Genomic DNA, 14,945 nt, shown 5'->3' with positions numbered 1-14,945 from the left:
TTGATAACTACGCTAACAGCTTAGCCAATACATTTGAACATATTTTCATTTAAATTTTTTTATTCACAAAAATGTGATCTTGATTACGCCACAAATGGGAATATGCAGCTATCTTTTTTGAACACTTTTAATTTTAAATTATTTTTGTTCACATCGGGAGCTACTGATGCCGCACACCGTCACCCCCTCGCCACCCCTGCTCCAGGTACGTGGTATCAGCAAGCAGTTTTCCGGCGTCGTGGTATTGAAAAGTATCGACTTTACCCTGCAACCGGGTCAGGTTCATGCTCTGCTGGGGGGGAATGGCGCGGGTAAATCGACCCTGATGAAGATCATCGCCGGGGTGCTTCCGCCCGATAGCGGCACCATTGAGATCAATGGGCAGCCCTGCTTGAATCTTACCCCCGCTAAAGCCCATCAATTGGGTATTTATCTGGTGCCGCAGGAACCGATGCTGTTTGCCAATCTGTCAGTACAGGAAAACATTCTGTTCCGCTTGCCTAAGCATCAGGCCGACAAAAAGAAGATGGCGCGGCTACTCAAAGATTTGGGTTGCCATTTAGATCTGTCGGTTCGTGCCGGTTCGCTGGATGTGGCCGATCAGCAGTTAGTTGAGATCATGCGCGGCTTGATGCGTGACTCACTAATTTTGATTCTTGATGAGCCAACCGCCTCACTAACACCCGCAGAAACCCACCGTTTATTTAGCCAAATCAAAATGTTATTGCAGCAAGGCGTCGGGGTGGTGTTTATCTCCCATAAACTGCCGGAAATTCGTCAACTCGCGGATTGGGTCAGTGTGATGCGCGATGGCGGCATTGCCCTGAGTGGCGCCACCGAGGATTTCTCAACCGACACCATTATTCAGGCGATTACACCGCAAGCCAAAAATAGCGAATTATCCGCAACCCAGAAGCTCTGGCTGGAGCTGCCCGGTAACCGCCGCTCTCAAGCCCGCGCGCAATCTAATCAACCGGTGATTCAGGTGACCGACCTGAGCGGCGAAGGTTTTGCCCACCTCTCTTTTGAGGTCCATGCCGGTGAAATTCTTGGGCTGGCGGGGGTGGTTGGCGCAGGCAGAACCGAGCTGGCCGAAACCCTGTATGGCTTGCGCCCTGCCAGCGGCGGCACTGTCCGGCTGGAGGATATCGATATCACCACAATGAAAACCGTCAACCGCTTAGCGGCAGGTCTGGTCTATCTGCCGGAAGACCGCCAGGCCTCCGGCCTCTATCTGGATGCGCCACTCAGCTGGAATGTCTGCTCGCTGACCCAAGGCAGCCAAGGAGTGTGGACTCATCCGGCGCAGGAGGCGGCTATTTTGGAGCGCTATCGCCGTGCACTGAATATTAAATTCAGTCATCTGGAACAGCCGGTGCGCACTCTGTCCGGCGGTAACCAGCAAAAACTGCTGATTGCCAAATGTCTGGAGGCCAACCCATTGCTACTGATTATTGATGAGCCGACCCGTGGCGTTGATGTCGCCGCCCGCAGTGATATCTATCAATTGATCCGCAGTATTGCGGCGCAACATGTGGCGATCATTTTTATCTCCTCTGATCTGGAGGAGGTGGTGCAGATGGTGGATCGCGTTTTGGTCATGCATCAGGGGGAAGTCAGTGGCGAACTCAATGGTCAGGCAATGAATGTCGATACCATTATGCATCTGGCTTTTGGTGAACAAACGGCCTTAGGTGAACCTCATGCCAGCGCCCATCCATCGACCCAAAATGAGGGCGCATCATGTTGAAATTTATTCAGAATAATCGTGAAGGCACCGCGCTGCTGGCGATCTTGGCCCTGTTTGTCCTGCTCGGCGTGATCGACAGCAATTACTTCAGTATGCAAACCTTCACCATGATCTTCAGCAGTGCGCAGATCCTGATCCTACTGGCGATCGGCGCAACACTGGTGATGTTGACCCGCAATATTGATGTCTCCGTCGGCTCCATTACTGGGCTATGTGCGGTGACAGTTGGCATGGCACTCAATGCCGGATTCGGGCTGGCGCTCTCCTGCCTGTTCGCCCTACTGGTCGGCATGGTGGCGGGCTGCTTCAACGGCATTCTGGTCACCTGGCTACGCATTCCGGCGATTGTCGCCACACTGGGGACACTGGGGTTATATCGCGGCCTGATGCTATTGCTGACAGGGGGCAAATGGATCGAAGGATTACCGGCGGATCTGAAAAGTTTATCAACGCCAATACTGTTTTCAGTCTCGCCCATTGGCTGGCTGATTATGTTGCTGATCCTCACCATGGCTGGGTTGCTGGGCAAAACCGCCTTTGGTCGCAGCTTCTACGCCACTGGCGATAACTTGCAGGGCGCGCGCCAACTGGGTGTCCGCACCGACAGCATTCGCATTTTTGCCTTCTCAATGAATGGCGTGATGGCGGCACTGGCGGGGATCGTTTTTGCCTCACAAATTGGTTTTATCCCCAACCAGACCGGCAGCGGGCTGGAGATGAAAGCCATTGCGGCCTGCGTACTCGGCGGGATCAGCCTGCTCGGCGGCACCGGTACTATCATTGGTGCCATTCTCGGGGCTTATCTGTTGACCCAAATCGATAGTGTGCTCGTGCTGCTGCGCCTACCCGCGTGGTGGAATGATTTTATTGCCGGTTTGGTGCTGCTGGGGGTGCTGGTGTTCGATGGCCGCCTGCGCTGCGCCGTTGAACGCAATATCCGCCAGCAGAAATATGCCCGTTTCACTGCCCGACCACCACTCACTGATAAAAAAGTCGCCTCCAGCCCAGCAAAAGCGGCCAGCAGCAAGACGGCGAATGGCAAATCATTCAACAGGAAAGGAGTAGCACGATGAATCTTTATCGACGTTACGGATGGGAGCTGGCGCTGGCCGCTTTGTTGGTGCTGGAGATCCTGCTGTTTGGCCTCTCGAATTCGCGCATGTTGGATATCAATGTGCTGCTGTTCAGCACCAGTGATTTTATCTGCATCGGCATCGTCGCCCTGCCGTTGACCATGGTGATCGTCAGTGGCGGCATCGATATCTCATTTGGCTCCACTATCGGATTGTGCGCCATATTCCTTGGTGTGATGTTTCAAGCGGGCGTGCCAATGAGTGTGGCGATCCCACTGACCCTGATCGTCGGCGCATTATGCGGCTTGATTAATGCCGGATTGATCCTCTACACCGGCGTCAATCCGCTGGTTATCACCCTTGGCACCATGTATCTGTTCGGCGGCAGCGCCCTGCTACTGTCCGGGATCTCCGGTGCCACCGGCTACGAGGGTATTGGCGGCTTCCCAACGGCCTTTACGGATTTTGCCAACCAAACCCTGTTCGGCCTGCCCATCCCGCTGGTGATCTTTATGCTGTGCGTGCTGCTGTTCTGGCTGTTGATGCACCGCACCCACAGTGGCCGTAATGTTTTTCTGATTGGGCAAAACAGTCGCGTCGCCCGCTACAGCGCCCTGCCCGTCGCCCGCACCTTATGCCTGCTCTATGCCCTGACTGGCATGGCCTCCGCCATTGCCGCCGTTTTGCTGGTCTCCTACTTCGGCTCTGCGCGCTCTGATTTGGGGGCATCATTCCTGATGCCCGCCATCACTGCGGTGGTGTTGGGCGGGGCCAATATCTACGGCGGTTCCGGTTCGATTCTCGGCACAGCACTGGCGGTATTGCTGGTGGGATATTTACAGCAGGGGCTGCAAATGATCGGCACCCCCAACCAGATATCCAGTGCGCTATCCGGCGCGCTGCTGATTTTAGTGGTGGTCGGGCGCTCCATCAGCCTGCACCGACATTTGATTCAAGAGTGGTTACAACGCCGTCGCAGTAGAAACACCCTGAGTTAATGCCTGTTTTTCTTTTATAGCGAAATGCCAACACCTCAGTACCTCAAGACCTGGATGCGGAGATAACAATGAAAACACTAAGATTAAAAAAACTGGCACTGGTTTGTGCCCTCGGATTTGCCTGTATCACCGTCAGCTCTATAAGCGCTGCACAAGCTGCGGAGCGCATCGCATTTATCCCGAAATTGGTCGGGGTCGGCTTCTTCACCAGTGGCGGTAAAGGGGCCGTCGATGCCGGCAAAGAGTTGGGCGTGGATGTCACCTACGATGGCCCGACAGAGCCGAGTGTTTCCGGTCAGGTTCAACTGATCAATAACTTCGTCAATCAGGGCTATAACGCCATTGTGGTTTCCGCCGTCTCGCCAGATGGGCTATGCCCGGCGTTAAAACGCGCCATGCAGCGGGGGGTCAAAATCCTCACCTGGGACTCTGACACCAAACCAGAGTGCCGCTCGGTTTATATCAACCAGGGCACCCCGAATCAACTGGGTTCGATGCTGGTCGATATGGCGGCAAATCAGGTGAAAAAAGAGAGAGCCAAAGTGGCATTCTTCTACTCCAGCCCGACGGTGACCGACCAGAACCAGTGGGTCAATGAAGCGAAGAAAAAAATCCAGCAGGAGCATCCCGGCTGGGAGATAGTCACCACTCAGTTTGGCTATAACGATGCTACTAAATCGCTGCAAACCGCCGAGGGCATCTTGAAAGCCTATGGCGATCTGGATGCAATTATCGCGCCGGATGCCAACGCCCTGCCCGCAGCGGCACAAGCCGCAGAAAACCTAAAACGCGACAATGTGGCGATTGTCGGTTTCAGTACCCCAAATGTGATGCGCCCCTATGTTGAACGCGGCACGGTGAAGGAGTTTGGCCTGTGGGATGTGGTTAACCAAGGCAAAATCTCGGTTTATGTCGCCAATGAAATGCTGAAAAAAGGCGATTTGAACGTCGGCGATAAGCTGGATATCCCCAATATTGGCGTGGTTGAAGTGGCACCAAACAGTGTGCAGGGCTATGACCATGAAGCGAAAGGCAGCGGCATCGTGTTGCTGCCACAGCGGGTCATTTTCACCAAAGAGAACATCGACAAATACGATTTCTAGTCTCAGCGGCCCGCCCCTGCGGCGGGCTAATACCCATAGTAATTGGAGTGATGACAGATGGCTGATTTAGACGATATCAAAGATGGTAAAGATTTCGGTATTGGCGTCCCGCAGCACAATCCTGCGTTTACGCTGAAAGGTTCCGGCTCACTGGATTGGGGGATGCAGTCGCGTCTGGCGCGGATTTTCAATCCAAAAACCAATCGCACAGTGATGCTGGCATTTGACCACGGCTATTTTCAGGGGCCGACCACCGGTCTGGAGCGCATTGATATCAATATTGCCCCCCTATTTGAGTACGCCGATGTCTTAATGTGCACCCGTGGCATTCTGCGCAGTGTGGTTCCCGCTGCCGCCAATCGCCCGGTGGTGCTGCGCGCGTCCGGTGCCAACTCAATCCTGACGGATCTATCCAACGAGGCCGTGGCCGTCGCGATGGAAGATGCTTTGCGGCTCAACGCCTGTGCCGTGGCCGCGCAGGTTTATATCGGCACCGAACATGAGCATCAATCGATTAAAAATATCATTCAATTGGTCGACCAAGGGATGCGCTACGGCATGCCAACCATGGCGGTGACGGGGGTCGGCAAAGATATGGTTCGCGATCAGCGCTACTTCTCGCTGGCGACACGGATCGCCGCCGAAATGGGCGCGCAGGTGATCAAAACCTACTATGTCGACAGTGGTTTTGAACGCATTGCCGCCGGTTGCCCGGTGCCTATCGTGATTGCTGGTGGGAAAAAACTGCCGGAACATGAGGCGCTGGAGATGTGCTATCAAGCTATTGATCAGGGCGCATCTGGCGTGGACATGGGCCGCAATATCTTCCAGTCCGAAGCACCAATTGCCATGCTAAAAGCGGTTCATGCCGTGGTGCATAACAATGAGAGTGCAGAAGCGGCTTATCAGCTGTTCCTACACGAAAAAGGTTGAGCGGTGACAAGGAGGAAAGTATGCACGTTACTCTCGTCGAAATTAATGTGAAAGATGACAAAGTTGACCAATTTATTGAGGTTTTTCGCGCCAATCACCTCGGTTCTATCCGTGAGGCGGGCAATTTACGTTTTGATGTGTTGAGGGATGAGACCCTGCCGACCCGCTTTTACATCTATGAAGCCTACATTGACGAAGAGGCGGTAGCAGCCCATAAAAAGACCCCCCATTACCTCGCGTGTGTCGAGCAACTGGAGGGGTTGATGACCGGCCCACGCAAAAAAACCGTCTTTATCGGCCTGATGCCTTAGCCGACATGGGCAGCCGATACACTATCGCTGCCCATTCTGTTTCCCCAATTCCTCGCTCGCAATATTCCCTCAGCCCCAGGATTCAGGCACATTATCTGCGCTCTGTTTTTTTAATCACCCAGCCGGATGAAGCAGAGAGTCGTCACTCCAATGAGAGCCGCAAGATAAATTGATAGGCGCGATATCAGACAACACCTATCAGTAAAATGTATACAGTGCGGTATTCTTAGCGCTGAAGATAATGATTGGCAGCCTTTCTGGCCATATCGCGCCTCATCTGCTGTGATCCACACCATAAAACAGGAGTTTCTATGCACACCACTCATCGCTTGATCTTGGCCCTGGCTTGCTCCACCACACTACTGACGGGTGCGGCGAGCGCGAACAGCTTATTGGATTCAGTTAAAAGTGCCGCAGACCAGTACAGTAAATCAGGCGATAGCTCATCTTCATTGTCGTCGCTGACTGGCTTACTCAATGGGGGCGATAAAGGTTTGAGTGCTAGCACCATGACCAATGCTGCGGGTATCTTGCAATATTGCGTCCAAAATAATGTGCTGTCAGCCAATGGCACCACCGCAGTTAAAGACCAATTGATGAGTAAATTGGGGATCACCAGCACCGAAAATGCCAAGAGCCAAGATTACCAAGAGGGTTTAGGTGGTTTACTGAAAACCGGCGAAGGTAAAAGCCTGAACCTAAATGACCTAGGCAGCGAACAAATAACCGAAAAAATCAAAACTAAAGCCTGCGATCTGGTGCTAAAACAGGGTCAGTCATTCTTGTTGAAATAGTGACAATACGCAGCTTGGGGCTGCGTTCTTTATTTAAATATTTAATCTAAGAAAATATTCTGGCGATGATAAGCCATCTGCCCCTCATCAGGGAAAAATTGAACAGGTAGCCGCAGTTTCCGCCCTTCATATTTAGCAAAATTGTCTTCACTAATACTACTTTTAAGCTTTTTGATTTGTGTGGAGAGCACCATTTCAAAATGTTCGTTAAAGGTAATTAATCCCTGATCAAAAGCTCGGTCATGCAAGCTGGAAAGACATAAGCCATTACTGGGGTTAAGACGATGCTCTGTACCATGACTCCAAGGGCGAATATGGCTGGCAACTAATAACGCCGGCTCTTCCAGCTCGGTAATACAGCAGCGATTTTGATAGACCTGCAAAACATTTTTACGGAACAGTTGCTGACCGACCCGAGCTTTAATAATGGTGGTTTTTTCTTTCCCACTAAAATCTTTAACACCGCTATCAAATAATTGGGTGACAGGTTTTTCAAGTTGACTCATTGCCTGCTGGCATTGCTGCTCAAAGACCCCAGCATTTTCATTCATTTCCAGCCATAAGGCGCGATCAGCATTTGAGGCCCCGCTTAATCCCTTGCGCCCCGAGTCGAGAATAAAAGGGTCCAGACTGGCGAAATTAACCAATTTCATGGCTAAAGCCGAAGGTGTCCGGCCAATCAATGCAGCGTAATGGATAATATCGGGATTTCGGGAATGTAATTTGCCGAAGGGAATTTGGCTATATAGTGTAAATGCAACTAACAGTTGATCCCGCGTCCAGTGGTTTACAGCCATGGCACTAACATCCAAAATTAATGAACTATTTTATTGAATGCGTTAACTATGCCAGGTGCAAAGGGAAATGGGTATGGTTGTAAATTGATTTACTCGAGATTTCCTAACACATCCTCGACCTTAAGCCCCAATAACCTCGCTATATGCACAAATTCGACGACATCCAAGCGCCTTTCGCCATTTTCTACTTTCGCAACAAAGGATTGGGGGCGACCAAGCGCGGTGGCGAGACTCTCTTGAGTGATACCTTTAGCAATACGCTGCTTGCGTAACGCTTTGATAACCGATTGATATTCATCTGAATAAATAGAAACCATCTGTCCAATTCCTTTTAGAACGTTGGAATTGAATATCTGTCACCACCCTAATAATCCCAAAATAGGATAATTAGGCCAACACATCACAGGGATGGATAAAAATTAACTGTTATCAATACCTTACTCTATAACCAATTCATCATAAAATGGGGTGTCGTTCAGCCTCAGGCCGTAGCAGTGTTCGAGCAGATACGTTAATAGTTGCTGCTAGATTTCCATGGATGACAGATGCGAAGGCCGGACTCGCCAATATAATACAACCTACTGATATCAATATTATTTATTTTTAACACTAAGAGCTTGTACCCGCACTTGTACCCACAAACAAAAATCCGTACAAAAATCAGACACCGCAAGTGGGTACAGAGCCATATCAGTACAACATCAATATGGCTATCAAAGCAAGGTTTAGGCAGGCCAAAAAGCTTTTATCATTGCCCCCCAATTGCCAACAACCTTGACTATAGTCCGCTAAGAGCGAGATATAGTCATTCGGTCCCTGAGAATTACACTTTGAAGTGATTCAGGGTATGCGCTTACTGGTTACGAATATTGAGCGAGAATCACGTGATGATCGCCGCTTTTCTTTCGAGCCAGTAGGTGCTCCACGTTCGCTAACGAATACTCAGGGCATGCAGATAAACTGCTGGCTATATTTCTTTCGAAGAGCGTGGAATGCATACCAATCCCCGATAAAAAGGAGTTGGTGATGACTGTGACTAATCAATTTGCTGCGCACGTTGGTCTGGACTGGGCTGATAAAAAACACGATGTCTGTGTTCAGTTTAAAAACGGTGAACGCGTATTCGATGTGATTGAACATACAGCAGAAGCGCTTGATGCCTGGCTTACTGAGTTACACCAGAAAGTAAAAGGTAGAATCGCAATTGCTCTCGAACTGAAGAAGGGCCCTGTAGTATATGCTCTTCAAAAATATCCCTTTATCACCGTTTTCCCCGTCCACGCTTTGTCCCTGGCTCGTTACCGACAAGCCTTCTCGCCCAGCGGCGCTAAAGATGATCCGCAGGATGCCGAGCTGGCATTAGAGTTAATGCTGCGTTACCCCCAGAAGATAAAAGCTATTGAACCCGACAATGCGGATATTCGCTTACTTCAGCAACTGGTTGAGCAACGTCGTCAGTTGGTTGAAGATAAACGACGCTTTGTGAACCGGATAATCAACACGCTTAAACAGTATTATCCTCAGCCACTGGAGTGGTTCTCACATAGGGGTAGCTTACTGTTGTGTGAGCTGATTATCCGGTGGCCCAGTCTGCAACAACTGAAACGAGCCAGGCGCGACACGATCCGCAACTTTCTGAATGCCAAAGGTGGCCGCGCAATGGCCCTTACCGAGCAACGTGTTGCGAGTATTGATAACGCGATCCCATTGACTACAGACCCGAGTGTTATAGAGGCTAATGCTTTGATGGCAACAGCACTGGCGACACAAATTAAAGTCGTGAGTGAAATCATCAAAACCTATGACGAACGAATCGAAACGCTGTTTGACACATTGCCAGATGCGGGGCTGTTCAAATCACTTCCGGGCATGGGGCCGTGTATGGGCCCACGGATGCTTGCTGCACTTGGTGATAACCGTGACCGGTTTAACAGCGCTGAAGAAATTCAAAACTACGCAGGTATTGCACCGGTGACAGAACGAAGTGGCCAGAAATCCTGGGTTCACTGGCGATGGCAGTGTGCCAAGTTCGTCAGGCAGACCTTTGTTGAATGGGCTGCCAAGACGGTTAACTCATCATACTGGGCCAGACTTTATTATCAGGGACTGCGAGAAAAAGGAAAATCTCACCAATCTGCAATCCGGGCTCTGGCGTTTAAATGGATAAGGATCATTTACCGCTGCTGGAAGACCAGAACCCGCTACGACGAAGCGAAATATTTGCTGGCTCTCGAAGCGCGACACTCGCCCTTACTGAAGCCATAAAAAGCTTGTCGAATGTCTCAGGGCGTGAAGCGGAAGTTCGGAATGCATACTTACATCGAGGTGTCTTGAGTCATGGAGAGCAGGTCATTAACAGTGTGCGTTTAGGGGCTGGCAAGTCTGATAAATGATCCATGTACAATCCTCAACAGGATCTACCAAGATGCACAAACTTTATACACAACCCATTTTTGAGAATTGTCATCATACTCTACCCACCCGCCAGTTACTTTACGAAGCTTAATGCCTTGAGTATACGCAGCACGAAGTATGGCCCCTTCCGGGGTGGATGATGGATATTGGTCGGGTGTTTTAATAAACCCTGTGATGAAGGAATTAGGAAAAGTAAACTTCATAATCATAGACTCCTCAGCTGAGTGTTAGTATTTAACATCTAAAACTGCTCTCTATTGCATAGTATATAGTAAGCCAAAAACGTCCGTTGTCGGCACTAAGCAACCAGGCTGAATTGCTGTCCGGTCTGCTATGAGCGAGGAACGGAAGTTAAAGCTGCGATACCAAATTTATCGCGCAATGTAAAACCCGCCCCACAAAATGGTTTACAGTCCCACCGAGGGTGACAACTATCTTGACACTTACCGCCCACTAGGAGAACAAGCCCAAAAACTATCTTGGGATATTACATTTTTCCAATGGGCTTATTGTGTGGAATACACTCCTATTGGAATAGGTTCTTAGTTAGCCGCACATCTTATGAGATCCAAAATTGGGGAAATATAGAGCGTCTCTTCGACAACTTTAGTTTTCTTAAAATGTTCAGAATGAAACTTCAAATGTTTTTCCAGCGTATTTGCCCAAGAGCTATCTTTTAAGTTTCCTTCAACCTCAATGATTTTCTCAAAGCAGAATATCATTCTGGCCACGTACCAAACATATTGGTCATACATAGGGTCTCGCTCCTGTCTACAATCTGCACTGTAGCCTTTAGAAAACTGTGGGTTCTCCATGGCTAATTGCAAATATGCCTGGTAGGCCGTATCTGCAATGGTTTTTTTTGCAATTTCTTTGCTTTCACTGATGGTTGTTTTGGCAACTAAAATCGCCCAAATAGCCACCCCAGCACTTACTAATGGAGAAGCAATCGTAGCTAACTTAACTAATGTATCCATATGAACTCTTAATGTTTTCGATTAAATCCAGCAGGCTGGGTTTTGGTCTTCTTATATACTTTTAGCTTTCGCCTAAATGCTGCTAAATCTATATCAGCAGTGCTAATTGCTATTTGACCAGTCCCATGAGCATGAGAAATCAGTTTATGATGTTTCTCTTTGTATGGGGCTTGCATAGTTGAACCACCATATTCTCCCGTATTCGTAATAACAACATGTTGATACATATGCCATTGCAGCGCTGAAGCCATATTATCAAATGTGTCTATATCTTTATTGTACGCTGCAATGACAAACATATCAGTCAAATCTCTCAGATCTGCAGCAAGCTTTATATCTGTTGCATCGTAGCAAATCGCGCCAGTTAATTTAAATGGTCCTTCGGGGTGACCCTCAATTGAAATAATATGTTGGGATGGCCTATATCCTTGAACGCCAAGAGCCACTTCATCACTGGTCATATGATACTTCCCCTGATCACGAACACGCCATTGAGTCCCAGACTCGGAAGAGTCTGGAATAATCCAGCGAGCTTTGTTAACTATTCGACCATCTTGTTCACAGAAGACAAAGCCGGAAAAAATGATGGCTTTGGTTCTAAATGCCAGCGCTCTTACTATATCTTCATCTTCTGGGTGAACAGCCAACTCAGAAAAGACAATCAGATCAGCTGTGCTTGTATGATCCCTAGACTCAGTTTTAAGTTTTGCATTTAAAGTCTGCTCCGTTAGCTTACAAATTTCCGCAAGATGCTCTCTATGCTTCCAACGCACATCGGGATTATCCAGTGTCACATCAGAAGGGTGAAAATTCTTATCCTTAGGAAATAATTGCTGAACCGTAACAATTCTAAAATGATTAGATGCTAATTCAGGCCTATTGACAACAGTCGGTAAGGTCGGAACATTCGATGAATTGCATATCTGCGTGTTTAAGTAGTCTAGCCTTTCCGACAAACAGTTTTTAAACTCACCAAGGCTAGTAATTGACAATATATCTTCTTGGTTTATGTACGAAGAAGAAAAACCGGGCCATTGCAATCCATGTTGAAGAAAACTTGCAAACCAATCAGTTATAGTTCCATATGAACCAACAATTGACTCTGGTGTATGTAACATTCCCATACGTCGCTTGTAAAACTGAGAATGGATACCATCATACTTTGCTCTATCGAGCTTTAAATCATTTCGCTGGGTATAATCTACATTACCTAAAGCAGCACTTCTTAGCACACTGCAAACCCAATAGAGTTTTTGTTCCTCATTTTGGGTGTGTGGATAATTTACCAACCACTTAGGGCTTTCATAGCGAGGGTCTTTAGCTATTTTACCTTTTTTATCTATCGAGCATGAAATACTAACATTTGGATGCCATAATTCACTCCATGAGGTTGAGTTATCGTCTAATTTTACTTTTATTTCATGTGGGGAATACTGCTTACCATCAGGTGGCCATGCGTTTTTCTCTGTATCATCAAAAAGATCAACTAATGCTACACCTAGCTTGAGAAGCGCATGTTCGTATTTAAATGGGTTTTCCTTGAAGCTGATCACTGATGAAAGATAATGCTCCGAACCATTTGGTTTTGACTCATATTTTGATATAGCCCATCTAAATTCGTTAATCCTATTTTTATCTTGCATCCTAACAATTTCTTTCCAAATTGTATTCCAGAATTCACCACCACGGAAAGCAAATTTTTTGATGATTGAGTCTACTACTTTGTTCTTATTTGTATGAGAAAGTAGAAAAGCAGCATTTGCTTGGTAGTCCTTACTAATCTGAGCAGATAACTCAAATAGGTATCCATCGCTACTATTCAACGGTTCTAAATGCTGTTTAATTAAGACGCTTTGAAGCCTTGCAAGATCAGGAGAAGCTTTATTACTAGCTATAAACGGTTTATTGATCACTGCGAGATAAAGTAGTGCTTGCTGATATGCATAGTTTGGAATAATAGATTTACAAGAAAGTAGTTTTTGGGCAAATGATGTAACTTCACTCATCAATTTTTGATAATCAGCGACGTATTCTTGGTGTAGGTTTCGATAGATATCAACGACGCTGCGAAATATATCAGAAAGAAGATATAACATGATATATTTATCACGTCTGTCACGATTAGATTGTATTCTTGAAAAAAGAATTTTAAGAATGGTGCTATAAGCATCTAGATTAGGATTTATGGCTATCGCTTTGCGAAAGACAACCATAATCGATGGATCTTTTAGCCAGGCTTTTAATAATTTTTTTGCAATCAGTGCAGATTCATTATCAAATTGCTTTCTCTCTTCAGGTGAAATTAGCTTGCTTTTTTTAGCCAAACTTGTTTCCAGCCTATGGGCAGAAAATCTACGTAAAGACCCTACTTTAATCGATTTATCATTGTTAAACCCGGGAAATAAACCATCAGTATCATCTGAAAAATTATCTTGTTCGGTCAGTAATAATTGTTGAAGTGCCGGTATATTATTATCGAGTCCGTTACGCTCTGGGATACTCGAAGCTCCTACTTCATGCTGAATTTCATTGATTCGATTTGTAAGGCCACTTTCGTTATCAATATCTGAAAGCTCAAAAATATAAGTTTTTCTATCATTAATTTTTAAGTATGGCTCGTTATCTGACTCATCTTGAGCCAATGTTTCATCGAGAATACCCTGAACTAATCCATGAATAGATTCCTTAATTTTTTCATTTGTTAGTGCCTCTCCAGAAATCACCAACCTAATATCATCGACATATCGACAATAATCATGCAGGATAATTTGGCTATCTTCTATCTTAGTACGAAGCTTAGAAATTAAAGATTCATCAAACTCAATGAGATATGCATTCGCCAGAGCTCCAGCAGACGCTAAACCCTGGGGAAGTCCAACATTTTCTTCTTTTAAATCCAAACTCTCAAGTAAAGATAATGAGTTTTCAGGCCAATTCCAATTTAAAATCTGACTTGCCAAAGTCCAAAATCCATTATCATTTATGAATTTAGAGCCATAGTGGTTAGAAGATATTTTTTTAAGCTTTTCTAACAGGAGATTTATTTTTATAGAACCGAAAAAATTTTTTAGATCCAAACTGATAATATAAACATCATCAATCTCACTAACTTTATTTATAGTTTCTCTGCCCATATAGATAGGCCTTTGTAGAAAGCTACGATAATCGGCAGAGAACTTCCTATAATACTCGCTTCCTCCCCAACGAAATCTTGCCCTTTCATTGTCCCAATCACAGATAAGCCTATTTCCGTAACTAACAACCTTGTTCTTTACATGTTCGGCATAGCCAAGATTGCTCAATGAACAGTCTTTCTGTCTCGTTTCTATCGCATCAGCAAGACACATTGTTACTGCTGTAGCAAAAGACTGATCCTTAATAGATATATTAGCCAAAGGCCTTAGTTTTCTATCATCTTTATTAGTAGTCCACTTCCCTTTATTAAAGAACCAGCTTGCTCCTTTGGGAGCCGGTATCAATTCAATATCACTTTTGGACAGAGCGCCATTTGCGACCTCATTTGACCAATTAGTGACTTCATCACTAATATCAAACGCACACTTGTCTAGCGCTAAAAGATCTGCATACCAATTGTGAGTTCTTACAAAACTATCTGTTTTTTTCCATGCTAGTCCTAAAATAAATGAGTCCTTAAGGTACTCAAAGTTAGGTTCGAGGTTGTAATACTTTTTATCAAGTAGTTTCATTTTTTCTCAACTTAATCTTAAGCGCTCTTTCTCACTTCAATTACAGCATTGAGATTCACTGCTTGTATCACCACAAATAACTATACT

The 14,945-nt window shown here is 46.6% G+C and carries 13 protein-coding genes and 1 pseudogene; 8 read left to right on the top strand and 6 right to left on the bottom strand.

Translation table 11 applies throughout. The annotated features are described in order from the left end of the window. Positions 1 to 166 precede the first annotated feature (166 nt). The 7 genes from lsrA to HRK25_RS09005 all read left to right on the top strand — a co-directional run bounded on the left by lsrA (position 167) and on the right by HRK25_RS09005 (position 6,962). Positions 167 to 1,750: an autoinducer 2 ABC transporter ATP-binding protein LsrA gene (lsrA, locus tag HRK25_RS09035; protein WP_005270869.1), complete on the top strand. Its 1,584-nt coding sequence runs from the start codon at positions 167 to 169 to the stop codon at positions 1,748 to 1,750. Then, positions 1,744 to 2,823, top strand: a complete 1,080-nt coding sequence (gene lsrC / locus HRK25_RS09030; RefSeq protein WP_032896412.1) for an autoinducer 2 ABC transporter permease LsrC — start codon at positions 1,744 to 1,746, stop codon at positions 2,821 to 2,823. Before lsrA ends, lsrC begins: the two co-directional genes overlap by 7 nt. Beyond that, positions 2,820 to 3,821, top strand: a complete 1,002-nt coding sequence (gene lsrD, locus HRK25_RS09025) for an autoinducer 2 ABC transporter permease LsrD (protein WP_032896414.1) — start codon at positions 2,820 to 2,822, stop codon at positions 3,819 to 3,821. The genes lsrC and lsrD overlap by 4 nt, the downstream gene beginning before the upstream one ends. Positions 3,822 to 3,889: 68 nt before the next feature. After that, a complete protein-coding gene (gene lsrB / locus HRK25_RS09020) occupies positions 3,890 to 4,924 on the top strand; it encodes an autoinducer 2 ABC transporter substrate-binding protein LsrB (protein ID WP_005270878.1) in 1,035 nt (344 codons plus the stop codon). Between the two features lie 57 nt (positions 4,925 to 4,981). Next, a complete protein-coding gene (gene lsrF / locus HRK25_RS09015; protein WP_005270881.1) occupies positions 4,982 to 5,857 on the top strand; it encodes a 3-hydroxy-5-phosphonooxypentane-2,4-dione thiolase in 876 nt (291 codons plus the stop codon). A gap of 20 nt (positions 5,858 to 5,877) precedes the next feature. Next, positions 5,878 to 6,168, top strand: a complete 291-nt coding sequence (gene lsrG, locus HRK25_RS09010) for a (4S)-4-hydroxy-5-phosphonooxypentane-2,3-dione isomerase (RefSeq protein ID WP_032896416.1) — start codon at positions 5,878 to 5,880, stop codon at positions 6,166 to 6,168. Positions 6,169 to 6,479: 311 nt separating this feature from the next. Further along, entirely contained in the window at positions 6,480 to 6,962 is a 483-nt protein-coding gene (locus HRK25_RS09005; RefSeq protein WP_005270901.1) for a YjjA family protein, read from the top strand. A gap of 41 nt (positions 6,963 to 7,003) precedes the next feature. Here the strand turns inward: HRK25_RS09005 and HRK25_RS09000 are convergent, their stop codons facing one another. The 3 genes and pseudogenes from HRK25_RS09000 to HRK25_RS08990 form a co-directional block, all read right to left on the bottom strand. Then, positions 7,004 to 7,759, bottom strand: coding sequence for an HNH endonuclease (locus tag HRK25_RS09000; protein ID WP_049599919.1), 756 nt, complete (start codon positions 7,757 to 7,759; stop codon positions 7,004 to 7,006). 89 nt (positions 7,760 to 7,848) lie between these two features. After that, positions 7,849 to 8,076, bottom strand: a complete 228-nt coding sequence (locus tag HRK25_RS08995) for a helix-turn-helix domain-containing protein (protein WP_005270906.1) — start codon at positions 8,074 to 8,076, stop codon at positions 7,849 to 7,851. A 123-nt stretch (positions 8,077 to 8,199) separates the two neighbouring features. Then, positions 8,200 to 8,283, bottom strand: a pseudogene (locus tag HRK25_RS08990) (TA system toxin CbtA family protein); the annotation flags it as partial. Positions 8,284 to 8,785: 502 nt separating this feature from the next. Between HRK25_RS08990 and HRK25_RS08985 the strand changes: the two are divergent. Further along, on the top strand, positions 8,786 to 10,024 hold the full coding sequence (locus HRK25_RS08985; RefSeq protein ID WP_032899238.1) for an IS110-like element ISEsa2 family transposase: 1,239 nt from the start codon (positions 8,786 to 8,788) through the stop codon (positions 10,022 to 10,024). Positions 10,025 to 10,176: 152 nt separating this feature from the next. Here HRK25_RS08985 and HRK25_RS08980 read toward each other — a convergent pair whose 3' ends face one another. The 3 genes from HRK25_RS08980 to HRK25_RS08970 form a co-directional block, all read right to left on the bottom strand. Next, the gene (locus tag HRK25_RS08980) at positions 10,177 to 10,377 is read right to left on the bottom strand and encodes a hypothetical protein (RefSeq protein ID WP_032898297.1); all 201 of its coding nucleotides are present in this window, start codon (positions 10,375 to 10,377) and stop codon (positions 10,177 to 10,179) included. 339 nt (positions 10,378 to 10,716) lie between these two features. Then, entirely contained in the window at positions 10,717 to 11,151 is a 435-nt protein-coding gene (gene drt1b / locus HRK25_RS08975; protein WP_005276426.1) for an antiviral protein Drt1b, read from the bottom strand. An 8-nt stretch (positions 11,152 to 11,159) separates the two neighbouring features. Next, complete coding sequence (locus tag HRK25_RS08970) at positions 11,160 to 14,858, bottom strand: RNA-directed DNA polymerase (protein WP_005276428.1); 3,699 nt, start codon at positions 14,856 to 14,858, stop codon at positions 11,160 to 11,162. Positions 14,859 to 14,945: the final 87 nt, after the last annotated feature.

Origin of the sequence: Yersinia bercovieri ATCC 43970 (assembly GCF_013282745.1) — a bacterium.
Classification (GTDB): domain Bacteria; phylum Pseudomonadota; class Gammaproteobacteria; order Enterobacterales; family Enterobacteriaceae; genus Yersinia; species Yersinia bercovieri.
This window is presented reverse-complemented; position numbering and strand designations above follow the sequence as displayed.

Excerpts from the sequence above, each read along its gene's own strand:
- lsrD (WP_032896414.1), top strand. The coding sequence starts at position 2,820 with ATGAATCTTTATCGACGTTACGGATGGGAGCTGGCGCTGGCCGCTTTG.
- lsrG (WP_032896416.1), top strand. The coding sequence starts at position 5,878 with ATGCACGTTACTCTCGTCGAAATTAATGTGAAAGATGACAAAGTTGAC.
- drt1b (WP_005276426.1), bottom strand. The coding sequence starts at position 11,151 with ATGGATACATTAGTTAAGTTAGCTACGATTGCTTCTCCATTAGTAAGT.
- lsrF (WP_005270881.1), top strand. The coding sequence starts at position 4,982 with ATGGCTGATTTAGACGATATCAAAGATGGTAAAGATTTCGGTATTGGC.
- HRK25_RS08995 (WP_005270906.1), bottom strand. The coding sequence starts at position 8,076 with ATGGTTTCTATTTATTCAGATGAATATCAATCGGTTATCAAAGCGTTA.
- HRK25_RS09005 (WP_005270901.1), top strand. The coding sequence starts at position 6,480 with ATGCACACCACTCATCGCTTGATCTTGGCCCTGGCTTGCTCCACCACA.
- lsrB (WP_005270878.1), top strand. The coding sequence starts at position 3,890 with ATGAAAACACTAAGATTAAAAAAACTGGCACTGGTTTGTGCCCTCGGA.
- HRK25_RS08985 (WP_032899238.1), top strand. The coding sequence starts at position 8,786 with ATGACTGTGACTAATCAATTTGCTGCGCACGTTGGTCTGGACTGGGCT.
- lsrA (WP_005270869.1), top strand. The coding sequence starts at position 167 with ATGCCGCACACCGTCACCCCCTCGCCACCCCTGCTCCAGGTACGTGGT.
- HRK25_RS08980 (WP_032898297.1), bottom strand. The coding sequence starts at position 10,377 with ATGAAGTTTACTTTTCCTAATTCCTTCATCACAGGGTTTATTAAAACA.
- HRK25_RS09000 (WP_049599919.1), bottom strand. The coding sequence starts at position 7,759 with ATGGCTGTAAACCACTGGACGCGGGATCAACTGTTAGTTGCATTTACA.
- HRK25_RS08970 (WP_005276428.1), bottom strand. The coding sequence starts at position 14,858 with ATGAAACTACTTGATAAAAAGTATTACAACCTCGAACCTAACTTTGAG.
- lsrC (WP_032896412.1), top strand. The coding sequence starts at position 1,744 with ATGTTGAAATTTATTCAGAATAATCGTGAAGGCACCGCGCTGCTGGCG.